Raw genomic sequence first — 24,682 nt, 5'->3', positions numbered from 1 at the left:
TAAAACGAACTACATTCCGTCCTGAACAATTAGGGTTATGGGTAGAGTGTATTTAACACCAACAGGTACGCCCCTTTGTTTACCTGGTGTCATTTTTGGCAACATCTCTACAACACGGATAGCTTCTTTTTCTAATCTTGCATGTGGACCTCTTGCAGCCACATTGGCAATTTCCCCCTTACTATTTATATTAAAAATTACATATACTTTCTTTTTACCTGAAGGTAATCCAAGCTCTGAGGCTAAACCGGTATTGTAATTTTTGTTTACATGTTGTTGAATTTTTTCTTGTAAACATTCCTTTTTTTGTTGTTTTGTACCTGTACAACCCGGAAAAACGGGTGTTTCTTCAATAATAGCAAAAGGTACATCTTCTGGAACTTCTTCTTCTTCCACAACTTCAGTAATCACAACTTCAGATACTTCAATCATCTGATTTTGGTCTGTTTCTGTAGATTCAATAATTGTTTCTTCTATTTCCAAATCATCATCTACAATTTCTATTTTCTCTGGTGCAGGTGGTGGCGGTGGCAACGGTTTAGATTCTAAAATACGTTCTGTAATTGGAATGTCTTCGACCAATTCCTCTTGAAAAGAATAATTTGCCAACTCGTCTACAGTTCTATCTACTGTTTTCCATTCTAAGGCAATATAAATTACAAATAGGGCTAAAACTAAGCCAAGTTGAAAGAAAATCTTTGTATGAGGAGAAAGTCTTGCTTTATGATGCTTTTTTACTAACATGACTTTTAAATTTATAATTATAAATCTAAGTTATAAAAGGTTATGATGTTAGAATATGATTTTTATCATTACTATTAAATAAAAAAGACCACCTTTTTAGGTGGTCTTTTTAGATATTTTCATTTGAGATTACTCTACAATTAACGTGATTGGTAATGTATATTTCACACCAACTGGTCTGTTTCTTTGTTTACCAGGAGTCATTTCAGGGATTTTTTCCACAACTCTAATTGCTTCTTTTTCAAGTCTGGCATGTGGTCCACGTGCTGCGATGTCAGTTACTTTTCCTGTTTTATCAATTTTAAACATCACATAAACTTTCTTTTTACCTGGAGATAAACCTAGGTCATTGGCTAAGCCTGTATTAAAGTTTTTATTGACTATTTTTTGAATATTATCTTGAAGACATTTCTTTTTCTCTGCATTCGATCCTTTGCAACCTGGATAAGTAGGTACTTCTTCAATAATAGCAAAAGGTACATCTTCTTCAACTACTTCTTCTTCAACAATTTCAACAATTTCTTGCACCTCAACTACCTCATTCTGGTCAGTTTCTGTAGATTCCAGAACTGTTTCTTCAATTTCGGTATCGTCTTCAACAATTTCAATTTTTTCAGGAGCCGGTGGTGGTGGTGGTGGTGGCTTCACTTCCTGAATTCTTTCTGTAATAGGGATATCGATTTCTTCATCTAATTCAGCATTGACAACACCCAGGTCGGCAATGTTTCGTTCAAAAGTTTTCCATTCTATCCCTACATATATGATCAAAAGTGCCAATACCAAACCAAGCAACATAAATTGCTTATTGTGTTTTTCGAGATTAGCTTTAGGGTTTTTTTTCAATTCCATTCTCTAAGATTTTAATGGTGGCTAATTTAATGAAATAATTTAAAAAATAACAAGTAATTTATTGATTGTACCATTTTAAAAAGATATTAAAAGCAAAAATTCCTAAGATTACTCCCAAAAAATTGGCAATCGCATCGTATAAATCAGATGTTCTATAATTCGTTAATGTTCCTTGTAAGACTTCAAGAATAATGCCATAAAATGTTAAGGCACATAAGGTCAGTATTTTAAACTTGTTGTTTTGGTACTTATTTCGAAAAGCAAATAGCCATGCAAATGTTAGTGTAAAATAGGCTAAGGTGTGATACAATTTATCTTTCGACTTAAAAGTAAAACCGAGGTCTATTTTGGACTCTGAACTTAAACTTAAATAGGCAATAAATGTAGTAATTGCTATTGCGATATAAAGAGCATTATGCTCCAATAATTTCTTTATATGCTGTAGCATCAAGTAAATTATCTATTTGTGATTCATCTGAAAATAGAATTTTAATAATCCATCCTTTTCCATAAGGATCTGAATTAATGCTTTCAGGAGATGACTCTAAGGCTTCATTAAACTCAACAACTTCACCGGATAAAGGCATAAACAAGTCTGAAACTGTTTTTACGGCTTCCACACTGCCAAAAACATCTTCCTGTTCTACAGTATCACCCTGAGTTTCTACATCTACATAGACAATATCTCCTAATTCGCTTTGTGCAAAATCAGTAATTCCTACAATGGCAAATTCACCTTCTATCTTGATCCACTCGTGATCTTTGGTGTATTTTAAATTTTCAGGTATATTCATTTATTTTAGTTTTAGTTTCCTATGATGTAACGAAAACTTATCCCCGAATTGATGGCTGTTCTAGGGTAAGTTGTCGAGATTGCAAATTTAGACTTATTATAATCAAAGTAAAAAGATGTTAACAAATTTTTGTTTAGAGAATAATCGACTAAGAATTTGATGGTCGTTAGATTTTGTCCACCTGTAATCTGATTGTTTTGGAGATCATCTGTTGCGCCGTATGACCTAATGATAGTGAGATTGTCTCTAAAACCTAAGTCGGCTTTAAAATTGATATCGCCCTGAAAAGTTGTTTGTTTTTCCCCCATTTTAAATTTCATTTTAACATTTTTAATGCGGTAACCCAGTCCTAACACAATTTCATCTCCATTAATCTCGGTCACAGTATTGTTGTTAAAATTTAAATTAAGCGCTTTATCTTTATTATAAGCTGCTCTCATAGAAAATGAATTTTTCATGGTGAAATCTACCTTGACCAAAGGGGCAAATTCTTCAATTAAACTTACTCCATTATATAACTTTTCTGGGTTGAAATTTCCGGCGATATCTTTATTTAAATCGCTATACGGCTGATCTTGGTTATACTTTAAATTGTTTGTAAAGGATAGAACTGAATACATGGAACGATAACTGTTTTCGACTGAAAAATTTCTGAAATTTTCTTTGAACCAGCCTATTTGCATCAAACCAGTATAGTTTACTCTCCAATTGGGAAGTGGCGTATCTCTGAAAGCATTCAGACTGACAGAACCTGCATCATTTCCAGAATAAGCGGCTAAAAAGGCGGGTAGAACAACATCTTGATTGGTTTCTCCAAATCCACTAATGTCACCACCGGTTTTTTGAGATAAGCGCTGTGCAATAATTCCTCTGTTTGCTTTAAATTCTTCGAATATTTGATCCTGATCCTTAAAGCTTGCTTTAAGCATAAAGAATGATATGCTAAAGTTGCCCATCGCGCTGATTGGTGCATCATTTAGAAGTCCCTCGACCACATCGAGTTGTTGACTGAAGCTTTTAGTATATGTCTTGTTTCCGAATATTTCAATATCCAAAGACTTGGTTGGTCTCACACTCAATGAATAATCAAGCTTTTCAAAATGCGATTTACTATAATTCTTGTTGTAAATATTTTCATTATCCTGTCTTGAAATTAACCAATTATTTTTGAGTGCATGATTTAAAATGTCTGATTGACTACCAAAAACAAATCCTAAACTCGGTGCAAAACCTCCTTCATAACTATTTAAGCCTAACAAACCACTTTCTGGGATGTAACCAGCCAGAAATGTTCCATTATTTTCGGAATAAGATAATCGGATATTTTTGATTGAGGTGAGCAAGTCAACGGCAAATCTTCCAATTTGTTGACCCGTGTTTGTGAATTTTTGAGATGTATTTGCGCTAGGTGGTAATGCTATACCATTTTTATCTACTTTTTGAACTGGTTTCTTGTTAAACAATCGGTCTAATTTTAGATCTTGATACAAACGATCCATAGAGAAATCTGCAGTGAATGTATGGGTATTGGCATTTTGAATGTTGTTTCCAATTAATGATATATTCGATAGAGCAGGAGCCTGCCAATCGTAATCTGCGGTATAATTATAAGTTCCATTAATAAATTCTAAGTGCTTAATTTTATCAAAGGGTAATTTATAAGAAGCCTCTAACGTTTGGTGGTAATGTTCTGGTCTTCCAAGCGTAAAGAAATTATCATAGAGCTGAATATCTGTTTCTCCTTCAAAATCATCATACACATAACTGTCTAATGCTCTAAGCGTTAGTTGGATTGATTTGGTGAGATTATAAGCAATGAGATAGTCCCAATTAAACATAAAATTTCGTTGGGTCAAAGTTGGCAAATCTGGTAAGCCCTCTACCAAAGATCTCGATAATTGTTCGTTGTAAGATCTTATGATATTTGAATTGATGGCGATAGAACTAGGCACAAAATTAACGTTGAGATCTCTTAAAAAACTCAGATAATCTTTGCTCGAAATCGGTCCCCAATTTTTAAGCGGTTCAAAATACTTTGGTTGTAAACTATAGGCATAATTCAAAGAAGTTCTCAATCTTTGGTCCAAAAACTTTTGAATATTATAATTTCTATGATACATATCGTTATACGAATATGAAAATGATAGGTTTTCAACATCATAGAAATGAGGTTTTCTGTCGAATGTTGTGACGTTCTTTCTTACATTTATAAAATTAATACTCCTGCGTTGGGTATAATCTCGAGCCAAATCACTATCCGTACTTCCGTTATCAAATAGAACATCTTGATATCTTGGATCGAATTTCGGATCTCTAAATTCTTCTGAAAAACTTACATTTACCGGTAAGTTCAGTCCTACTTTTTTAGGAAGAAGTTGCCCCATATTCACCGTAGTAATTACGCCATATTGGAACACGTCTTCTTGACTTCTTTCGTTTACTCTCTGATCAATAGCCCCAAAGCCCTTGGTAAATAAATTACTCGATAAAGATAAGTTTGCAAAATCTGCAATATTAGCATCGGCATTTAAATTGGCCGCCCAACCGCCTTCATTATCAAATTCAGAAAGGCGCAATTCGTTAAACCAAACTTCCATATTTTTTGGTGTTTCACTTACGTTTTTAACCCCAAGCATTATTGTACGGATATTTGCCAAGTTCGGATTTCCTTTAACTCGGACTCTGTATTCCGCAGGTTCTCCGTTTACAATGGCAGGAAATAACTCATTTGGTGCTCCACCTTCATCAACTCGCTGTAATTTCAGTTTTCCCAATTCTTCCAACTTTGTGAGCAGATTATTCTCTTCTGGCCAAATATCTTCTGCAGAAACGGCATCAAAATCTGTTATTTTTAACGGTACTTCTATTTGATAAAAATTATTGTCATTATCACTACCTAACCTCATAATGGCGAGCAATTCGTTATCTCTTACAGGAACAGAACCCAATACAGATTCCGCATGTAAAAACATTTGAAGGTTTTTATACATCCTCATATCAAACGTCGTATTTTTAAATACAGCTCTTGTATCCCCTGGGGCTAAATCTGTAATTTTCACTGAAAGTGATTGCTCATTTTGTTGCTGGATCGTAGTTGTACCTTGTAATTGCTCTCTTCTAATTCCAGGAGGGAGTACATAAGGAATAGGCTGTCTATCACTATTTTCCTCAATATTAACTACTCCTACCCTAAAGTTTTGATTTTCTATCGGTGTAATTTCTTGTGGCGGTTCGATGTTTTCATCAAGTGTTTTTGTATACCTTCTCCAGTCTCCTCTAATCAATTGAAATTCTCCAAATCTAAGTACCACCGGAATCCTAAATTTCGTGAGAAACATTCTCATAAATCTGATGGAAGTAAACCCCGACATGTTATTTATGATGTTATTTGGATCTTCTGGCACTGTAATAGGAATTCTGAATTGATACCAGGTAGCTGTTTGGTCGTTGCCATTAGCTAGCTTTACATTCACCTCTTTTTTATCTACAATAAAATTCTGACCAACGACAAAATCTGATTTGTTCATGGACACTTTATATTGATAATAACTTTCAATAGCACTCATTGTCTGATCTCTGTTGATGTCTTCGACATCAGGAAATGAAGTAGCGGAGGTTGGGAAGGATTCGGTAGAGGTTCCAGGGGTATTTGAGTTTCCTTGTGTGAGGTTGAAATTTCGATATCTTTTTACAATTCCCGCATTCTCAGCGTCTAATTCTTGGCCTCTAAAAAATTGAAAATTATCATTTGCCGGGTCTTCGCCAAAGACATTACCAAATCGCACTGCCTCATCGGTATCATTTATTCCGTCAAAGCCTAAATCCTGATTTGGACGTGCCTTATCATCTTCTGTAAAAGCATATAACAACGACTGGTTTTTTGGTATAGATGACCATGGCGTGATTTCTACATTGTTATCTGGGATTTGAACGCCATCTTCAGGAAGTCCGTTTTCAAACATTTTCCTGTCATCTTTTAATATGTCTTCGGAAACACTACCAAAATTAAAGTATAACTCTCCAACAAAATCAGTTGGGGAAGGAGGATTTGCCGGACCGCCTTCTGCAGGGGTTAAAGAATAGTTTTCATAAGGATCTAAAAGCCAAAATTCAATATATTCTATATTTGCCTGTTGGAAATTTGTAGTCGTGAGTGGCCGCATAATTCCTCCCCAACGATCTTCCGGATTGATATATTTACCATCAGGTCCAAAACTATTATCAAAATTATAGGTTCCTCGTTCTTGTGGAAAATAGGCCAGATCTAAAGTTCTAACAATATTAGATTGAGTAATGTCAAGTTCTGTTTCTGGAAATAATTCAGAATAGTTTATTTGCCTAACTTCGGCTCGTGATAACTCATTGTTATCAATATTTGAAGGCCTAAGTGTTGACCCGTAAAAAAGCTGATCAATGTTATACCAAGCTAATTTTGATCTTTTCGCTCCTGATCTCAGCTCCTCAGGTAATCCCGGAGCTAAATTTCCATTATTAAAATCGAGTTCACCAAATTGTCCTTGAGGCGTACTAGCCAAAAACCATTGTTTTGGGGATCTAATGTCTATAGGAATTTGTGAGCCCTCAAAATCATCAACATAAGAAGTGGCAGCCCCTTCTAAATTTATTCCATTTGGAGACCCAGGTAGTAAATGTGCTACTTCTGCTCTTACAGATACCGTAGACTCTACATCTGTATCTATATTTGGCAATTTATTTGCCAGTTTCGTAAGAAAAGGCACTTTAGTGGTATAATTTACATGAGCTCCAAAAATGGTGTTGTTTACAGGCTCTGCACCAAATTGTGCTTTTTGAGTCAAAGGTCTTTCATTCAAATTGATGATGCTGCCGCCCACAGCTAAGTTTTCATTGAACGTATGCAATACATCTACTCCCATATAGGTTCTTCTCTGCTGAGTAAAACCCATATTATTTTCTACAGAAACATCAATTGGGGCATTCGAATCTATTAATGTGGGATTAATTATTTGAACATTACCAATGTTGTAATCTACCACATAGTCAACTCCCTCAACCAATTCTCTACCTCCAGAGGTTACTTTTACGGAACCTCTTGGCACATTAAATGCTCCCAAGGGGATGCCGTTTCTTCCATCAGATTTGAAATATCCCTTAAAAAGATATTTGTCTTTTACCTGAAAATCATTTTGTGCTTCAGCCTGTGTTCTGTCGTATAACTCATTAAAAACATACACATCGTCTTCTGCGTCGAGAACATTGTCTAAATATTCTCCAAAGGGCTCGACCGTTGGAAATATGATATACCCTTGCTGTGAACTCACTGTAATATTTTCGATATAATCAAAAAAACCATCACCTTGTGGAAAAATATTATCGTTTTGATCAAGTCGATCCAGACGCATAATATTTAAAAGCGTTTTATTCTGAACTTCTTCTGTTTTTGCATTTTGCAAAATATTTACAGGAACGCCAGTTTCGTCATCTTGATACATTAATTCTATCCTAAAATTGTCTTCTTGCAATTGAAATGCTCCAGGTATTTCGTAGACGTTTTTCATCATCAAATCCCAAAGAGGAATTTCTGTATTAAAGATTTCACTTTGTAAAAGTTTTACAACTAAGTTGTCTGGTGCTACAATACCATCACCGCTTAATTCACCTACTTGATAAACATTTACGCCATCTGTATATTCAAATGCCACCGCTAAAACATCGCTGTCTATCAATCTTTTATTTAAACTAATAAAACCCAGTTGGGCATTAAAATTAAAATCTACTCCTTGAACAAGTTTTCGGGCATTTTCTAAAATCGTGTAATCCCTGCCTTGTTGCATTCCATATGGTGCCAGAGCGGAGCCAACTGAAGATATTTTTCGAATGGGTCCGTTTAAAACAAGTAAGTCATTTAAATTGTTCGCTTGATTTGAAGGGTCTGTAGCACCCGGATTTGGAACTACATTGGCAGGCCCAATGTTTTCTGATTTATTTTCTCCCAGATCACTTAAAGCGACAATATTTCTGGTATTATCTGTGGTGGCATTTCTATTCGTTGACCATATCTCAATTCTCGTAATTCTAATATTCGTATTGATCAACGGAAAATTTATAAGGGCGTTTTCATAGGTGTCTCTGAACTGATGTGCCAAAAAGTAATGTCGGTTTATATCGTAATTGGTGGCTCTAAAATCAAATTCTTGAATCAAAGATCCACCTTCTGCGGCCACTGTTCTCGACTGAGATCTTTGCTGCGAGAAAATACCCGTTATTGTCGTCTTTCCAAATTGGAGTTCTGTTTTGGCTCCGAAAAGGTTTTGTACTCCCGTCACCAAAGAATTTCTGGAGGGCATACTAACATTACCCACTTCAATTTTACGAATGATGTCATCTTCTGTGGGTACATATTCTATCTTGATGAGGTTTTGAAAGTTAAATGTAGATTGTGTATCAAAGTTGGCATTTACCCGCAATCTTTGCCCAACTTGGGCATTTAAACTGGCACTAATTTCTTGGTCAAAATCGAATGTGGTACTTTTTCTGTTTCTTTCAGAAAGTTGCGGATTTTCTACTTGTTGGTGTATAATTCCCATTCTTAAAAGAATAGAACCTTGCGGATTTACATCGATTTCATTTCCGCCAAAAATATCTTCAAAAAATTTAGAATTGACATAATACGTGGGTAGTAAATCTTTTTGTTCTTCCAAAGTACCTTCTTTTTTTCCGTCGATGGCACTGAGTTTGTTTTTAGCATAATCGAGCATATCTCTATTTAGGCGATATTCTTCATACTCTTTTTGAGTCATGTACGAAGGATGTTTGATTAAATAATCACCTATCTTTTCATAGAAAATATACTGTCCAATTTCAGGATCAAAGATCACTTCATATTTTGTCGGGTCTGTTAAGAAAAAACGACCTTTTTGAGAATTTTTAAAATTATATTTTAAATCAGGGATTGTGTCTTGAGTAATCTGAGAAGGAGAATTTTGAGCATATGAAGAAAAGGCATAACCTAATAAGCCAATGAATAGAATTAGCGATTGGTATGTAAATTTCTTGAGGGCGAACAAATTTACAAGTTTTTAAGTGCCTTTTTGATCAATTCTTCTATTGTTATGTCGGTCGATTCATTCAATAATGACTGAACTACTTTTTCTGATGTCTTTCTTGAAAAACCTAAAACCTCCAAAGCTGTTAACGCTTCATTTTTTATTGTATTGTTGCTTGTTAATAAATCTTCTGAAATGTTGAAAGTTTTTAAGATCTTGTCCTTTAAATCAACAATAACCCTTTGGGCAGTTTTATCACCAATCCCTTTCACAGATTTAATGGCCGTAACATCTTTATTTGCAATAGCTTGCTGAATTTGCTCTGGTGTCATTGAAGAAAGCATGGTAATGGCCGTACTAGGCCCAACACCAGAAACAGATATGAGAAGTTTAAATATTTCCCTCTCAATTTTATCATAGAAACCAAATAGCACGTGCGCATCTTCTCTTATAGATAAATGGGTGTGCAATAAAATATTTTCCGTGTCCGGAATTCGAGTATAGGTCTGTAATGAAATGAGCACATAATAGCCAATTCCATTGCATTCTATGATAACATTGGTCGGATTTTTTTCCGCCAGTTTACCTTTTAAATATGTAATCATTTTTTAGTTGAATTTTAGAACCAACTATTGCGAGCATCTGATTGAGGAGAATGAACAGATGGCAATTAATTTTTCCCTTTTTTATTTTTTAAATTTTCTTGAATTTCTTTTTCTTGTGCATCAACGACTGCTACAGTTACCATATTTACTATTTCATCAACTGAAGCTCTGAGTTGCAGCAAGTGGACCGGTTTTCTCAATCCCATAATGATTGGCCCAACAGATTCTATATTGTTTAATTCTTTTAAAAGCTTATAACTGATGTTGGCAGCATCCAAGTTTGGAAAGATCAAACCGTTTACCTTTTTTCCTTCAATTTTAGTAAACGGAAATTTTGAAGATCTCAAATTTTCATTCAAGGCAAAATCGGCTTGTAAGGCGCCATCGATATTAATAGCGGGATGTTTGTGATGTATAATGCTTACGGCATCCTGAATTTTCTGCACTGATTCTAATTTTGACGGAGAAAAATTGGCGTAGGAAACAAAGGCAAGATTAGGACTTAAACCAAACAATTTCATGGTTGTGTTGGTCAATCTGACAATTTCCACTAATTCTTCTGTTGTGGGATTTCGGATCATGGCAGTATCCGATAAAAAAAGTGGACCTTTCTCTGTTAACATCAAATTTGTTGCTGCTACTTTTTTTAATCCGGGTTGCTTTCCAATTAATTCGATTATTGGCTTGGCGACAGTTGGATATGCTCTTGTATATCCTGTTACAAGTGCATCGGCAAGGTCGTTATTCAGCATCATTGCGGCAAAATAATTCCTTTCACGCATCCATTTTTCTGCCTCTAAAAGAGTAATTCCTTTACGTTGTCTTTGTTTCCAATATTGTTCTGCGAACAAATCTCTTCTTTCTTGTTCTTCGTTTGATTTTGGATCTATAATTTCAATATCTCCATCAAAACTTAACTCCTTCATCAAGAAGGTAATCTTTTCTTTATTCCCTAAAAGAACAACCTTAGCAATACCCTCTTCATGAACAATTTGTGCAGCTTTTAGCACAGCCAGTTCATCGGCTTCGGCAAATAGAACCTTTTTTGGGTCAGATTTTGCTCTGGCCGTAACCAGTCTCATTAGTTTATTTCCTGTCCCTAGTCTCTCTTCAAGTAATTCTATATATTTCGCCCAATCTTTAATGGGTTGGGTTGCTACGCCACTCTCCATAGCCGCTTTGGCGACAGCAGGAGGGATTTTTGTTATTAATCTCGTATCAAAAGGCTTTGGTATTATATAATCCTTGCCAAATTGCAGCTTCTTTTCTTTATAAGCAATATTTACGTGTTCAGGAACAGATTCTTTGGCTAGTTCCGCTAAAGCATAAACGGCTGCCATTTTCATTTCTTCGTTAATCTTGGTCGCTCTCACATCTAATGCTCCTCGAAAAATAAAGGGGAAACCTAATACATTATTGACCTGATTAGGATGATCCGACCGTCCAGTAGCCATAATGATGTCTTTTCTAGTCTTTATGGCTAATGAATAAGAAATTTCGGGATCGGGATTTGCCATAGCAAAAACAATGGGATTCTTTGCCATGCTTTTTATCATTGCCGGGCTTACCACATCACCTTTAGACAGGCCAATAAAAACATCACTATTTTTCATCGCTTCAGCTAAAGTGTGTACATTTTTATCTGTAGCGAACTCTGTTTTTTCTTCACTAAGGTCTAATCTATCTTTTCTGATTACACCTTTGCTATCACACATAATCATATTCTCAGGCTTCACGCCAAGATTCTTGTATAATTTAGAGCAAGAAATTGCTGCGGCTCCTGCACCGTTTATTACAATAATCACATCTTCAGCCTTTTTACCGGCTATTTCTAATGCATTTTTTAGAGCAGCAGTAGATATAATCGCAGTTCCGTGCTGGTCGTCGTGCATGACGGGAATATTCAATTCGGCAACTAATCTCTTTTCAATTTCAAAGGCCTCAGGTGCTTTGATATCTTCTAAATTTATTCCTCCAAATGTAGGTGCAATATTTTTTACTGTTTGAATGAATTCTTCAACATTTTTAGTGCCTACCTCGATATCAAAAACATCAATATCAGCAAAAATTTTGAAGAGCAAAGCTTTTCCTTCCATTACAGGTTTGCCCGCTTCAGCGCCAATATCCCCCAGACCTAGTACAGCAGTTCCATTTGAAATTACAGCAACTAAATTGCCCTTGGAAGTATATTTATATACTTTCTCTGGATCTTCTGCAATTTCCAAACAGGGATAGGCAACTCCCGGAGAATATGCCAGAGATAAATCTCTTTGTGTTGCATGTTTTTTAGTAGGTGTAATCTGGATTTTTCCGGGTTGAGGTGACTCATGGTATTGAAGAGCTTCCTTTTTACTGATCTTGGTACTCATAAATTGTTATTGTAGGAACAAATGTAACCAAAATATTGATTTTTGAATTGATTCTATTGATTTTGAACAAAATCAATATTGCGCTTGAGACCGTTAAATTTAGTACGCTTTACGGCGGATTTCTTAAAGACTTTTTGAAATGTTGTTTCCTCCAATTCTATCCAATCCTTTTTTGTCATCTCCAGTAAATCAGGATGTGGTTGAAATGCCATTTCACGATGGGGTTTTGAGAAACGATTCCACGGACAAACATCTTGGCAGATATCGCAACCAAAAATCCAATCGTTTAATTTTCCCTTCATTGAAGTTGGGATTTCTTCCTTTAATTCTATGGTGAAATAAGAAATACATTTACTTCCGTCCAAAACTTTTCCGGGCAAAATAGCTTCAGTAGGACAGGCATCTATACATTTTGTGCAAGTACCGCAATGATCGGTTTTAAATGGTGGGTCATATTCAAGCTCAACGTCTAAAACTAATTCAGCTAAAAAATAAAAAGAGCCTCTGTTTTTATTGATTAATAAAGTGTTCTTTCCTATCCATCCCAGTCCTGCCTTTTCAGCCCAAACTCTTTCCAAAATGGGCGCAGAATCGACAAAAGCACGAATATTGATGTGGCCTAAATCCTGTTTGAGAAAATTGATTAGCCTAAATAGCTTTTCCTTTATAATATGGTGATAATCTTCACCAAAGGCATATTTAGAGATCTGAAAAGAATCTGCCTGCATTTCCTTCTCAGTAAAATAATTGTAGGTCAAAGAAACAACCGATTTGGCATTTTCTACCAATTTTCCGGGGTCTAATCTCAGGTCAAAATGATTTTCCATATAGGTCATTTCACCGTGAAAACCATTTTTCAACCAATTTTCGAGATGAGACTCTTCACTTTTTAGAAATTCTGACTTGGCTACACCACAGAAATCAAAGCCCAGCTTTTTGGCCTCTTGTTTAAGTGACAGGGTAATTTCTCTTTTTTTTAGAGGATTCATTACAAAACGATAAGCTTAAGAAAAAAGGTCGGATTGATTTCCTTTTCTTGTTTTTCCGAGATGCTTATATGCCAATTCTGTTACTTCTCTACCTCGAGGAGTTCTCAGAATAAATCCTTCCTGAATCAAAAAAGGTTCATATACTTCTTCGATTGTTTCTGCATTTTCACCTACTGCTGTGGCCAAGGTACTAATACCTACAGGTCCTCCTTTAAATTTATCAATTATGGTAGAAAGAATTTTATTGTCCATTTCATCGAGACCGTGAGTGTCGACTAAAAGTGCATTCAAAGCAAATTTGGCAATCGTAATATTAATTTTACCATCCCCTTTGATCTGTGCAAAATCTCGAACTCTTCTCAATAATGCATTTGCAATTCTTGGTGTCCCTCTGCTTCGTCCTGCAATTTCTATGGCGGCTTCCATTGAGATGGGTACTTCTAAAATATGTGCACTTCGCTGAACGATATCTGTAAGTAATTCAGAAGTGTAATACTGAAGTCGGGTACTAATGCCAAACCTGGCTCGCATTGGAGCTGTAAGTAAACCAGATCTTGTCGTCGCGCCGATTAATGTAAATGGTTCTAAGTTGATCTGCACCGTTCTTGCGTTAGGCCCTGATTCGATCATAATATCGATTTTATAATCCTCCATCGCAGAATAGAGATATTCCTCAATTACCGGGCTTAGTCTGTGAATTTCATCTATAAAAAGCACATCTCTTTCTCCTAGGTTCGTCAATAGTCCTGCTAAATCACCAGGTTTGTCTAATACTGGGCCTGAAGTTACTTTTATATTTGTATTGAGTTCGTTTGCCAGAATATGCGCTAGAGTTGTTTTTCCTAATCCGGGAGGGCCATGAAAAAGTGTGTGATCTAATGCTTCGGATCTTAAATTAGCCGCTTTAACAAATACTCTTAAATTCTCTAAGGCCTGATCCTGTCCAGTAAAATCGTCAAAAGTAATGGGGCGTAATTTTCTTTCAATATCGAATTCATCACCACTAAATTGCTTTTTCGAGGCATCAAGATGTTCATTCATAAAGCAAATTTAAGAGTTAAACTATTGAAAGTACTACTTTTTATTGTTTTCAGGAATATCTATGTCTGTAGCTAATACAATAGCTCCAGGGAAATCAAGTTTTATATTTTCTAAATCTTTATCCGCTTGCAATTTTGTGAAATAATTTCCAACTTGTATTTTCCAATCTGGTGTACTGAAAGTTAATTTAGCCGGAATTTCAGGAAACAACTTTTCGAATTTCTCTTTAGAATCATAAGCTCCTTTTTCACTTCCATAGAACAATTGAATTTTGTATCCTTTTACTGTTTTGACAGATTTATTGTAGGCTATTTTAGCATTGACAATTTTTTCAATGCCGGTTTGGGTGTTCACTTTTACACTACCCGTTGTATACTGCGCAAAAATTACAGTTGTAAAGTTTAAGAAAAATAGTAGAAAAAGACCTTTCAAAGTCATATTTATGTTTTTCTGCAAATCTAAAATATTGTTTTAAAACTTGATATTTTAATTTGCTATTTAGAATGAGTATAAATTAATTAGTCAAATAAAATTAAACTTTGTCTATAAAGTAGAAAATGTATTTTTGCAACATCCTTTAAAGAGGTCGGAAATTATGATAAAATTATCTTAATTTTGACAAATTTTCGGTTTTTAAAATGGTCAATTGATTAATCTTAAATAACTTATATGAAAGTTGTAATGCGAGAAGGCATATTTAAAAGATTTATTCTAGGGTTTTCCTTTTTGTTTCTCTTTTCTCTTGCGGCAGTAGCCCAAGATGGAAATGCCGATAATGGCAAGAAACTTTTTAATGCAAATTGTGCTGCTTGTCACAAGCTAGACAAAAAATTGATTGGTCCGGCATTAGGAAAAATGGGAGATCGAAGAAGTAATGAATGGTTACAAGCTTGGATTAAAGATAATGCAGCCCTGAGAGCTAGTGGCGATCAAGATGCGATTGATATTTTTAATGAATATAATGGAATGCCTATGACGGCATTTCCGCAATTATCTGAGCAGGATATCAATGATATCATAGCCTATACTGATGGAAAATCAGAACCTGCGGCAGCTACTGCTGTTGTTGCGGAGGTCGATCCAAAAGTTCAGTTAGGGAAAACTCTTTTTCAAGCAAATTGTGCAGCTTGTCATAAATTAGATAAAAAATTAATTGGTCCGGCACTCGGAAATATTGCAGATAGAAGGTCAAATGAATGGTTAAAAGCTTGGATTAAGGACAATGCTGCGTTAAGAGCTAGTGGTGATCAGGATGCGATCGATATTTTTAATGAATATAACGGAATGCCAATGACGGCTTTCCCTCAATTATCTGATGAAGATATTGATGCGATCATTGCTTATACAACCGCTGGTGATATGAAGCCGGTGGCTACTGCAGAAACGGCAGATGTGAATGTTGCAACGCCAAAAGTTAATACAAGCTGGATGAGCTATGTAGTAGTGGTTGCACTGCTGCTTTTTGTTGTATGGGTGTTCTTAAAAAGTAACAATGGTTTCTTAAAGATTACTTCAACAATTTTATTGTTATTGGTCTTCGCCTATGTGCTTTTCGGAACTTTATTTGAAGTTGGTGTAGATCAAGGTTATCAACCTATTCAACCTATTGCGTTTTCGCATAAGATCCACGCCGGAGATAATAAAATAGACTGTCAATATTGTCACTCCTCAGCAAAGCATAGCAAGCATTCAGGAATTCCTTCTGTGAATGTGTGTATGAACTGTCATAAAAGTATTTCAGAATATAATGGCCCCGTCGCTGATGAAAAAGAAAAAGCTTTTTATGACGGTGAGATTCAAAAGATTTATGATGCCATTGGATGGGATTCTGAAAAACTTGCTTATAAGGAAGGTTATCAACAAAAACCTATCGAATGGGTTAGAATTCACAATTTGCCTGACTTTGTCTATTTCAACCACTCGCAACACGTGACTGTTGCCGGAGTAAATTGTCAGAAATGTCATGGCCCGGTTGAAACAATGGATGATATGTATCAGTTTTCACCCTTAACTATGGGATGGTGTATTGACTGTCATAAAGAAACCAATGTGAATTTAAAAGACAATGCATATTACGCTAAGATTCATGACGAATTAGCAAAAAAATATAATGTAGAAAAAGTGACCATTGGTCAATTAGGAGGAAAAGAGTGTGGCAAATGCCATTACTAAGAAGCTCATTTTTACAATTTCATAATAACGAATAAACGACAAGATATAAATATGGCATCAAACAAGAAATACTGGAAAAGTGTTGAAGAGCTAAATGAAGGTAGCTTGATTGTTGAAAAGCTAAAACAAAATGAGTTTGTACAAGATATTCCAACAGATCAATTTCTTGGTGATAAAGCGTCCTTAGAGAGCTCATCAACGAGTAGAAGAGATTTTTTGAAATATGTTGGTTTTTCTACGGCCGTCGCATCGCTTGCTGCTTGTGAAGGTCCGGTAACAAAATCAATTCCCTATGTAGTAAAACCAGATGACATTGTACCTGGAGTAGCAGATTATTATGCGACGACCATGGCTGATGGATTTGATTTTGCCAATGTTTTAGTAAAGGTTCGCGATGGAAGGCCAATAAAAATTGAACCTAATAAGGATGCAAAACACCATGCAACAAATGCAAGGGTTCAGGCATCAGTTTTGTCGTTATACGATAGCAATAGGTTAAAGGCTCCAAGAATCAATGGAGAAGAAGTAACCTGGACGAAAGTGGATGAAGACATGTCTTCAAAACTTTCTGAAATTAAGAATAGCGGAGAAAAAATAGCAATACTTTCAGGAACGGTTGTAAGTCCGTCAACTTTAAAATTAATAAATCAGTTTAAGGAACAGTTCGGAAATGTTGAACATGTGATGTACGATAGTATTTCGGAAGATGGTATTTTGGATGCCATGCAAGAAATGTATGGCACAAGAGCTTTACCTGATTATGATTTTTCTAAGGCTGAGGTAATTCTATCCATTGGAGCAGATTTTCTTGGCGATTGGCAAGGAGGAGGATTTTCTTCGAGTTATGCAAAAGGCAGAGTTCCCAAAAATGGGAAAATGTCTTACCATGTTCAGATAGAATCAAATATGACTTTAACCGGTGGAAATGCCGATAAAAGGATCATGGTGAAACCCTCTGAGCAGGTTAATGCGTTGATCAAATTGTATCAGGCTATAGTTTCTGGAATTTCTACAAGAGAAATGTCACCTTTAAACACAGGAATTCAGCAAGTCGCTGCTAAGTTGAAATCAGCTGGCAGCAATGCTATTGTGGTCTGTGGGATAAATGATAAAAATGCACAATTATTAACCTTAGCTATTAATCAAGCCTTACAAAGTGCTGTAATTGATGTTCAAAATCTTAGATATACAAGAAAAGGTAATTCGAAGCAGGTTCAACAGCTTATTCAAGATTTGAAGGGTGGTTCTATTGGAGGATTGATGATGGTGAATGTTAATCCGGCATACACCTTACCTAACGGTGCTGAATTTATCGAGGCAGTTAAAAAAGCAAAATTTTCTGTTGCTTTTTCAATGGATGAAACAGAGACTACTTCGGTTTCCCAATATGTATTACCTACGCCACATTACTTAGAATCTTGGGGTGATGCGATGTTGCAAATAGGACAATTTTCTTTGATGCAACCCACAATTCATCCGCTCTTTAACACACGTCAATTCGAAGATTCTTTGTTGAAGTGGGTAGGAAGTTCTTCTGATTTCCACAGTTATATCAAAAACAATTGGCAATCCGATATTTTAGGTGGAGCTTCTTTTAATAAAGTTTTACAGAAAGGTTCTTTTTCAGTTACTCAAGAAATAACAGAACAAGTTGTTAATCCTATTGATTTGAATGCTATAGGTAGTGAGTTGGGCAAATTGAAGTCAGGAGAAATGGAATTGACCGTCTATCCAAAAATCAGTTTAGGAGATGGAGCCCAAGCAAACAACCCATGGTTACAGGAATTACCTGACCCAATTACTAGAACTTCCTGGGATAATTATTTATTGATTTCTAGAATTGATGCAGAAGCTCTTGGATTAGAAAATAGAACTGTTGACAATGGTGCGCTAAACGGTGATATGGTAAATATTACGGCAGATGGGGTAACCCTTTCAAACGTGCCAGTTTACATTCAGCCAGGACAAGCACCAGGGTCGGTATCAATAGCACTTGGTTATGGAAGATCTCATCTACAGAAGGAGATGAGTGTTGGAATCAATGCATATCCTTTAAGTAGTGGGTTATTTAAAAATGTAAGCATAGAAAAAACAGCTGGCGAGCATAAATTTGCTTGTGTACAGTTGCAACATACCATCATGGGTAGAGAAGGTGAAATTACAAAGGAAACAACTTTGGTAGATTTCACTACAAAGCCTAAGAAAGAGTGGAATAGTGCCCCTGTTTTTTCATTAGATCACCAAGAAGTGACTCAAGATAAAGTTGACTTATGGGAGACTTTTGATGATTCTTGGGGTGTAAAGTTTAATATGTCTATCGATTTGGCAACATGTACTGGCTGTGCAGCTTGTGTAGTTGCTTGTCATGCAGAAAATAATGTACCTGTTGTAGGAAAACATGAGATACGAGTAAGTAGAGATATGCACTGGTTGCGTATTGATAGGTATTACTCTAGTGACATGAGCAATGAGAAAGGAAAAGAAGAAGGTATTTTTGGTACTGGAGATTTCTTTGAAGCAATGACACATCCTTCAGATGCACCTGAAGTAAGTTTCCAACCGGTAATGTGTCAGCATTGTAATCACGCTCCTTGCGAGACAGTTTGTCCGGTAGCGGCAACCTCTCATGGTAAGCAAGGTCAAAACCAAATGGCTTACAACCGTTGTGTGGGAACCAGATATTGTGCCAACAACTGTCCGTATAAAGTAAGAAGATTTAATTGGTTCAAGTATTTTGATAACGCTGAATTTGATTACAACATGAACAATGACTTAGGAAGAATGGTATTGAATCCTGATGTTACTGTTCGGTCAAGAGGTGTCATGGAAAAATGTTCTATGTGTATCCAAATGACACAAGCCACTATTTTAGAAGCAAAAAAACAAGGTAGAGCTTTGGCGGCTAATGAATTTACAACCGCTTGTTCTAGTGCATGTCCGACAGGTTCTATTGTTTTTGGCGATATCAATAATAGCGAAAGCGAAGTGACAAAAATGTCAAAAGATGATAGAAGTTTTAAATTACTCGATTTTGTTGGGACAAAACCGAATGTTTTCTATCAATTAAAAGTTAAGAATAAATCAGAAGCATAAGCAATATTGTTTGTTTATCATATCATTAATAAATTATAGATAAGACTATGGCTCATTACGAAGCACCGATTAGAGAACCATTAATTTTAGGGGATAAGACTTATCACGATATATCCAATGACATTGCTGCACCCATCGAAGGTAAGGCAAACAAATGGTGGTGGGGAGTTTTCACTTTAGCACTGATCTGTTTTCTATGGGGCGTTGGTGCAATTATTTACACCATCGGAACTGGAATTGGAGTTTGGGGATTGAATAACAGAATTAACTGGGCTTGGGATATCACCAACTTTGTTTGGTGGGTAGGTATTGGACATGCCGGAACCCTTATTTCTGCCGTACTCTTATTATTCAGACAAAAATGGAGAATGGGTATTAACCGCTCTGCTGAGGCAATGACAATTTTCGCTGTTGTTCAAGCCGGACTATTCCCGTTAATTCACATGGGTAGAATTTGGAATGGGTATTGGGTAATGCCAATTCCGAACCAATTTGGTTCACTTTGGACGAATTTTAACTCGCCACTTTTGTGGGACGTTTTTGCGATTTCGACTTACTTGTCGGTTTCATTGGTATTCTGGTATACAGGTTTACTTCCAGATTTTGCAATGATCAGAGACCGTGCAACAAAACCTTTCCAAAAGAAAATATACAGTTTGTTGAGTTTCGGATGGACGGGTAGAGCAAAAGATTGGCAAAGATTTGAAGAAGTTTCTCTTGTTTTGGCCGGACTAGCAACACCACTTGTATTATCCGTGCACACCATTGTATCATTTGACTTTGCTACGTCTGTTATTCCAGGATGGCATAGTACTGTATATCCTCCTTATTTTGTTGCTGGAGCTGTATTCTCAGGTTTTGCTATGGTGCAGACCTTATTGATTGTGATGCGTAAAGTATCTAATCTTGAGGCTTACATTACAAGAGTTCATATCGAAAACATGAACAAAGTTATTTTGGTAACAGGAGGCATTGTAATGGTAGCCTATTTATCGGAATTTTTTGTTGGATGGTATTCAGGTAGTTTATATGAAGATTTTACTTATTTATCTATAGGAGCCGCAACGGGACCTTACTGGTGGGCGTTTTGGGCATTAATTCTCTGTAATGGAGTTTTTCCTCAGCTGTTATGGTTTAAAAAATTAAGAACAAGTTATACGGTATCTTTTATCATGTCGATTATCATCAATATTGGGATGTGGTTTGAAAGATTTGACATTATTGTAATTAACTTGAGTAGAGGACATCTGCCATCATCTTGGACGATGTTTGAACCTACTTTTGTCGATATTGGAATTTACGTAGGTACAATTGGATTTTTCTTCGTCTTATTTTTGTTATACGCAAGAACATTCCCTGTAGTTGCGCAAGCGGAGGTGAAATCAATTTTGAAATCATCCGGAGAAAATTACAAAAAACATCACCATTAATATTTAAGCTTACTTAATATGAGTAATAAAGTAATACAAGCGATGTACGACGATGATGATGTCCTCATCAAGGCAGTGAAAGAAACAAGAGCTGCTCATCATCATATAGAAGAAGTTTATACCCCATTTCCTGTACATGGACTGGATAGGGCTATGGGACTAGAAAATACAAGAATTGCAATTACAGCATTCATCTATGGATTAGTTGGTTTGAGTTTCGCGGTTTGGATGTTGGATTACATGATGATTCAAGATTGGCCACAGAATATCGGTGGTAAACCAAGCTTTACTTTCTATGAGAATATGCCAGCCTTTGTACCTATTATGTTTGAGATGACAGTTTTCTTTGCTGCGCATTTGATGGTGATTACCTTTTACATGAGAAGTAAAATTTGGCCATTTCAGAAAGCTTCTAACCCTGATCCAAGAACAACAGATGATAAATTTGTGATGGAAGTTGCTTTACATGGAAATGAAGATGAATTAACTTCTTTCTTAAAAGCGACAGGAGCTATAGAAATTAAAGTGGAAGATAAACACGAATAAGAATAGTTGAAAATTATTTCAAAAAAATTAATAATGAAGATAGTTTCAAAAATAACCCTAATACTTTTCTCAACCATGATGATCGTTTCTTGTAATGAGACAAAAACAACAAGAAAAGTACAGTATATGGGTGATACAGATATGTATAATTCTGTTCCTTACGACACATACTCACAACCTGAAGCTTTTCCAGAAGGGTTTGTTGCATTGACTCCGGTTGAAGGAACGGTATCTAGGTCAAGAGCAATATATGACGTTCCCAATTCAGAAGAGGGATACTTATTTGCTAAAGATTCAATTAATTCTCCTTTGGAGCTAAATGAAAAAAACCTCGATCAAGGGAAATACTTATATGGGATTTACTGTGCTGTTTGTCATGGGGACAAGGGAGATGGACAAGGGGCTTTAGTTAAGAATGAGAAATTTTTGGGTGTACCAAATTATAAAGACAGAGATATCACGGATGGTTCTATTTATCATGTCATCATGCATGGTAGGAATTTAATGGGGTCACACTCGTCACAGCTCAATGATACAGAGCGATGGCAAGTTGTTCAATATGTTGAAAAACTTAGATCAGACTTAATAAGCAATTAACGATTAACAAGAAATAAAAGTAAGATGTATACATTTTCAAGCAAACTAAAAACGTTTTCTATCGTCTTAATAATTTTAGGTGCTTTAGGTATGGGCTATGGTTTTTTTAGCGCACCTAAAACAACTGAAGATGTCCAGGCTATGATAAATCATGAAGATGAGCATGGAGCTGCTGAGCATGCTGTAGTTGAAAACCGTGATGAGGCTTCTTCACACAGTGAACACAGTGTTGGCGCAGAAGACCATGAAAAATCACATTTGGAACATTTATTACACCAAGCTCAAAATAGACCTTGGACCGCTTTTTTTATATCAGCCTTCTTTTTTCTAATGATTTCAGTTTGTGTTTTGGTGTTTTATTCAATTCAGTGGGCGGCTCAGGCGGGTTGGTCTATCGTACTGTTTAGAGTGATGGAGGCCATAACGGCTTATATTTTGCCAGGATCAATTCTTTTGTTTTTATTTTTATTGGCAGCTGGTATGCATTGGAATCATCTTTATGTTTGGATGGGAGAAGATGCTCAACACGATGTAATTATTCAAGAAAAAGTGTGGTGGTTAAATGTGCCAGGTTGGTTAATTAGAAGTGCTATTTATTTGGCAGTATACAACATATTTAGATTTTTATTGAGGAAAAACTCTATCGCTCTCGATCAATCAGGAGATATAAAAATCTACAAAAAGAATTTCAGTTTGGCAGTTGCCTTTATTGTGATTTTTGGAATTTTAGAGCTGTTTATGAGTTTTGATTGGTTGATGTCATTAGATCCACATTGGTACAGCCAATTGTATTCTTTCTATGTATTTGCCAGTATGTTCGTTTCAGGAATTACAGTAATTGCAATGGTTACAATATATATGAGAAGCCGAGGATTTTTACCTTTTGTAAACGATAGCCATTTACACGATTTGGCAAAATTTATGTTTGGATTTAGTATTTTTTGGACATACTTTTTCTACGACCAATTCATGTTGCAGTGGTACGCTAATATTCCTGAAGAATCTGCGTATTTCTATCCTAGATTAATAGGTACTTATCAAATTATATTTATCGGTATGTTGGTCATGAATTTTGTGTTTCCTATTCTTATATTAATGAACAAGGACTTTAAAAAGACACCTTGGTTTGTCATTGCAGCCGGTATGATTATTCTTGCTGGTCATTACTTGGATGTATTCCAATTAATTTCTCCTGCAACCGTTGGAGATTCTTGGCATTTTGGTATTGTTGAGTTGGGATCTCTTGCGTTTTTCACAGGTTTGTTTATTTTTGTGATTTTCACGGCGATGACAAAAGCACCATTACACGCCAAAGGAAATCCGTTCATGAAAGAAAGTGAAATTTATCACTATCCGTTTATCGATCATTCAGAAAATCACTAAATCATTATATTTTAGATGAAAGCACTATTTTTTATATTACTTTTTATTGTCATTGCTACTGCTGTTTGGCAAATCTTCAAAATCCTGGGATTGATGAAAAAAGACCAGGTGGCAACCGAAGATGAAAACAACATCAATGGATGGCTAATGCTCGGTTTGGGCGGATTTATATATGGTTTGATGATTTATTCTATGTATAAGGGTCAGGTTGTACTACTCCCGCGTGAATCAGGATCTTTAGAAGGAGAGCATATAGATAATCTATTCGTAATTACGATGACAATGATCATCTTTGTTCAATTTGTCACTCAATTTTTGATCTATTACTTCACCTTTAAATATAGAGGTCTAAAAGGAACAAAAGCCAAGTTTTATGCTGATAGCCATAAACTAGAATTATGGTGGACAGTAACTCCTGCGGTGGTACTAACAGGCTTGATTCTTTATGGATTATGGACATGGAATAGCGTTATGGACACTTCTGATGCTGAAAACCCCTTGGTTATTGAACTTTATGCCAAGCAATTTAATTGGGAAGCCAGATATGGAGGAGCCGATAATGAATTGGGTATGGCAAATGTCAGGTTTATAGAAGGTATTAATACAATGGGTATTGATATGACCGATAAAAACGCTGCAGATGATGTTCCGGTAAGAGAATTACACTTACCAAAAGGTAGAAAGGTCGTATTTAAATTCAGATCACAAGATGTATTACATTCTGCCTATATGCCCCATTTTAGAGCGCAAATGAACTGTGTGCCGGGTATGGTTACCTCTTTTGGGTTTACTCCTGCGGTAACAACTGTAGAAATGAGACAAAATGAAGCGACTATTGCAAAATTTGAAGAAATTAATAGAATTCGCGAAGCAGAAGGTAAAGAACCTGTAGAATTTGACTACTTGTTATTGTGTAATAAAATTTGTGGATCTTCTCATTATAACATGCAAATGAAGATTGTTGTAGTAGAAGAAGCGGAATTTAACGCTTGGTTAGGACAACAAAAGACCATCGCTCAATTAATCAATTAATTAACAGCATAAA

17 protein-coding genes are annotated in these 24,682 nt (G+C 35.8%); 7 read left to right on the top strand and 10 right to left on the bottom strand.

The features are described 5' to 3' along the window. Window positions 1-9 precede the first annotated feature (9 nt). The 10 genes from ACFQ39_RS02635 to ACFQ39_RS02590 form a co-directional block, all read right to left on the bottom strand. The gene (locus ACFQ39_RS02635) at window positions 10-744 is read right to left on the bottom strand and encodes an energy transducer TonB (protein ID WP_377176160.1); all 735 of its coding nucleotides are present in this window, start codon (window positions 742-744) and stop codon (window positions 10-12) included. A 129-nt stretch (window positions 745-873) separates the two neighbouring features. Then, complete coding sequence (locus tag ACFQ39_RS02630; protein WP_377176158.1) at window positions 874-1,593, bottom strand: energy transducer TonB; 720 nt, start codon at window positions 1,591-1,593, stop codon at window positions 874-876. A 58-nt stretch (window positions 1,594-1,651) separates the two neighbouring features. Beyond that, window positions 1,652-2,041, bottom strand: coding sequence for a VanZ family protein (locus tag ACFQ39_RS02625; RefSeq protein ID WP_377176156.1), 390 nt, complete (start codon window positions 2,039-2,041; stop codon window positions 1,652-1,654). Further along, window positions 2,007-2,387 (bottom strand): glycine cleavage system protein GcvH, encoded by a 381-nt coding sequence (gene gcvH / locus ACFQ39_RS02620; protein ID WP_377176154.1) that lies wholly within the window; start codon window positions 2,385-2,387, stop codon window positions 2,007-2,009. The genes ACFQ39_RS02625 and gcvH overlap by 35 nt, the downstream gene beginning before the upstream one ends. Before the next feature lie 11 nt (window positions 2,388-2,398). Continuing rightward, on the bottom strand, window positions 2,399-9,433 hold the full coding sequence (sov, locus tag ACFQ39_RS02615; protein WP_377176152.1) for a T9SS outer membrane translocon Sov/SprA: 7,035 nt from the start codon (window positions 9,431-9,433) through the stop codon (window positions 2,399-2,401). A gap of 2 nt (window positions 9,434-9,435) precedes the next feature. After that, complete coding sequence (gene ruvA / locus ACFQ39_RS02610; RefSeq protein ID WP_377176150.1) at window positions 9,436-10,017, bottom strand: Holliday junction branch migration protein RuvA; 582 nt, start codon at window positions 10,015-10,017, stop codon at window positions 9,436-9,438. Between the two features lie 65 nt (window positions 10,018-10,082). Next, window positions 10,083-12,386, bottom strand: coding sequence for an NADP-dependent malic enzyme (locus tag ACFQ39_RS02605; protein WP_377176148.1), 2,304 nt, complete (start codon window positions 12,384-12,386; stop codon window positions 10,083-10,085). 53 nt (window positions 12,387-12,439) lie between these two features. Further along, window positions 12,440-13,375, bottom strand: a complete 936-nt coding sequence (gene queG, locus ACFQ39_RS02600) for a tRNA epoxyqueuosine(34) reductase QueG (protein WP_377176146.1) — start codon at window positions 13,373-13,375, stop codon at window positions 12,440-12,442. A 15-nt stretch (window positions 13,376-13,390) separates the two neighbouring features. Continuing rightward, window positions 13,391-14,416: a Holliday junction branch migration DNA helicase RuvB gene (gene ruvB, locus ACFQ39_RS02595; RefSeq protein ID WP_377176144.1), complete on the bottom strand. Its 1,026-nt coding sequence runs from the start codon at window positions 14,414-14,416 to the stop codon at window positions 13,391-13,393. 33 nt (window positions 14,417-14,449) lie between these two features. After that, entirely contained in the window at window positions 14,450-14,854 is a 405-nt protein-coding gene (locus tag ACFQ39_RS02590; RefSeq protein WP_377176142.1) for an SPOR domain-containing protein, read from the bottom strand. Window positions 14,855-15,085: 231 nt separating this feature from the next. Between ACFQ39_RS02590 and ACFQ39_RS02585 the strand changes: the two genes are divergently transcribed. The 7 genes from ACFQ39_RS02585 to ACFQ39_RS02555 are packed head-to-tail and all read left to right on the top strand — an operon-like array spanning window position 15,086 to window position 24,669. Then, window positions 15,086-16,588, top strand: coding sequence for a c-type cytochrome (locus ACFQ39_RS02585; RefSeq protein WP_377176140.1), 1,503 nt, complete (start codon window positions 15,086-15,088; stop codon window positions 16,586-16,588). A 51-nt stretch (window positions 16,589-16,639) separates the two neighbouring features. Continuing rightward, window positions 16,640-19,681, top strand: a complete 3,042-nt coding sequence (locus tag ACFQ39_RS02580) for a TAT-variant-translocated molybdopterin oxidoreductase (RefSeq protein ID WP_377176138.1) — start codon at window positions 16,640-16,642, stop codon at window positions 19,679-19,681. 47 nt (window positions 19,682-19,728) lie between these two features. Beyond that, entirely contained in the window at window positions 19,729-21,111 is a 1,383-nt protein-coding gene (nrfD, locus tag ACFQ39_RS02575; protein WP_377176136.1) for an NrfD/PsrC family molybdoenzyme membrane anchor subunit, read from the top strand. Between the two features lie 18 nt (window positions 21,112-21,129). Continuing rightward, a complete protein-coding gene (locus ACFQ39_RS02570) occupies window positions 21,130-21,657 on the top strand; it encodes a DUF3341 domain-containing protein (protein ID WP_377176134.1) in 528 nt (175 codons plus the stop codon). A gap of 33 nt (window positions 21,658-21,690) precedes the next feature. Continuing rightward, the gene (locus tag ACFQ39_RS02565) at window positions 21,691-22,254 is read left to right on the top strand and encodes a c-type cytochrome (protein WP_377176132.1); all 564 of its coding nucleotides are present in this window, start codon (window positions 21,691-21,693) and stop codon (window positions 22,252-22,254) included. Window positions 22,255-22,278: 24 nt separating this feature from the next. Further along, window positions 22,279-23,637 (top strand): quinol:cytochrome C oxidoreductase, encoded by a 1,359-nt coding sequence (locus ACFQ39_RS02560; protein WP_377176130.1) that lies wholly within the window; start codon window positions 22,279-22,281, stop codon window positions 23,635-23,637. Between the two features lie 15 nt (window positions 23,638-23,652). Further along, on the top strand, window positions 23,653-24,669 hold the full coding sequence (locus tag ACFQ39_RS02555; RefSeq protein ID WP_377176128.1) for a cytochrome c oxidase subunit II: 1,017 nt from the start codon (window positions 23,653-23,655) through the stop codon (window positions 24,667-24,669). Window positions 24,670-24,682: the final 13 nt, after the last annotated feature.

Source organism: Namhaeicola litoreus (assembly GCF_042679565.1).
In the GTDB taxonomy this organism is placed as follows: Bacteria; Bacteroidota; Bacteroidia; order Flavobacteriales; family Flavobacteriaceae; genus Namhaeicola; species Namhaeicola litoreus.
Note: the sequence above shows the minus strand (reverse complement) of the source record. Positions and strands in the feature narration are given on the sequence as shown.

Bases quoted from the DNA above. Each gene is read 5' to 3' on its own strand.
- ACFQ39_RS02570 (WP_377176134.1), top strand. From the start codon at position 21,130: ATGAGTAATAAAGTAATACAAGCGATGTACGACGATGATGATGTCCTC.
- ACFQ39_RS02605 (WP_377176148.1), bottom strand. From the start codon at position 12,386: ATGAGTACCAAGATCAGTAAAAAGGAAGCTCTTCAATACCATGAGTCA.
- ACFQ39_RS02590 (WP_377176142.1), bottom strand. From the start codon at position 14,854: ATGACTTTGAAAGGTCTTTTTCTACTATTTTTCTTAAACTTTACAACT.
- queG (WP_377176146.1), bottom strand. From the start codon at position 13,375: ATGAATCCTCTAAAAAAAAGAGAAATTACCCTGTCACTTAAACAAGAG.
- ruvB (WP_377176144.1), bottom strand. From the start codon at position 14,416: ATGAATGAACATCTTGATGCCTCGAAAAAGCAATTTAGTGGTGATGAA.
- ACFQ39_RS02585 (WP_377176140.1), top strand. From the start codon at position 15,086: ATGAAAGTTGTAATGCGAGAAGGCATATTTAAAAGATTTATTCTAGGG.
- ACFQ39_RS02625 (WP_377176156.1), bottom strand. From the start codon at position 2,041: ATGCTACAGCATATAAAGAAATTATTGGAGCATAATGCTCTTTATATC.
- ACFQ39_RS02630 (WP_377176158.1), bottom strand. From the start codon at position 1,593: ATGGAATTGAAAAAAAACCCTAAAGCTAATCTCGAAAAACACAATAAG.
- ACFQ39_RS02580 (WP_377176138.1), top strand. From the start codon at position 16,640: ATGGCATCAAACAAGAAATACTGGAAAAGTGTTGAAGAGCTAAATGAA.
- ACFQ39_RS02565 (WP_377176132.1), top strand. From the start codon at position 21,691: ATGAAGATAGTTTCAAAAATAACCCTAATACTTTTCTCAACCATGATG.
- ACFQ39_RS02635 (WP_377176160.1), bottom strand. From the start codon at position 744: ATGTTAGTAAAAAAGCATCATAAAGCAAGACTTTCTCCTCATACAAAG.
- ACFQ39_RS02560 (WP_377176130.1), top strand. From the start codon at position 22,279: ATGTATACATTTTCAAGCAAACTAAAAACGTTTTCTATCGTCTTAATA.
- ACFQ39_RS02555 (WP_377176128.1), top strand. From the start codon at position 23,653: ATGAAAGCACTATTTTTTATATTACTTTTTATTGTCATTGCTACTGCT.
- ruvA (WP_377176150.1), bottom strand. From the start codon at position 10,017: ATGATTACATATTTAAAAGGTAAACTGGCGGAAAAAAATCCGACCAAT.
- nrfD (WP_377176136.1), top strand. From the start codon at position 19,729: ATGGCTCATTACGAAGCACCGATTAGAGAACCATTAATTTTAGGGGAT.
- gcvH (WP_377176154.1), bottom strand. From the start codon at position 2,387: ATGAATATACCTGAAAATTTAAAATACACCAAAGATCACGAGTGGATC.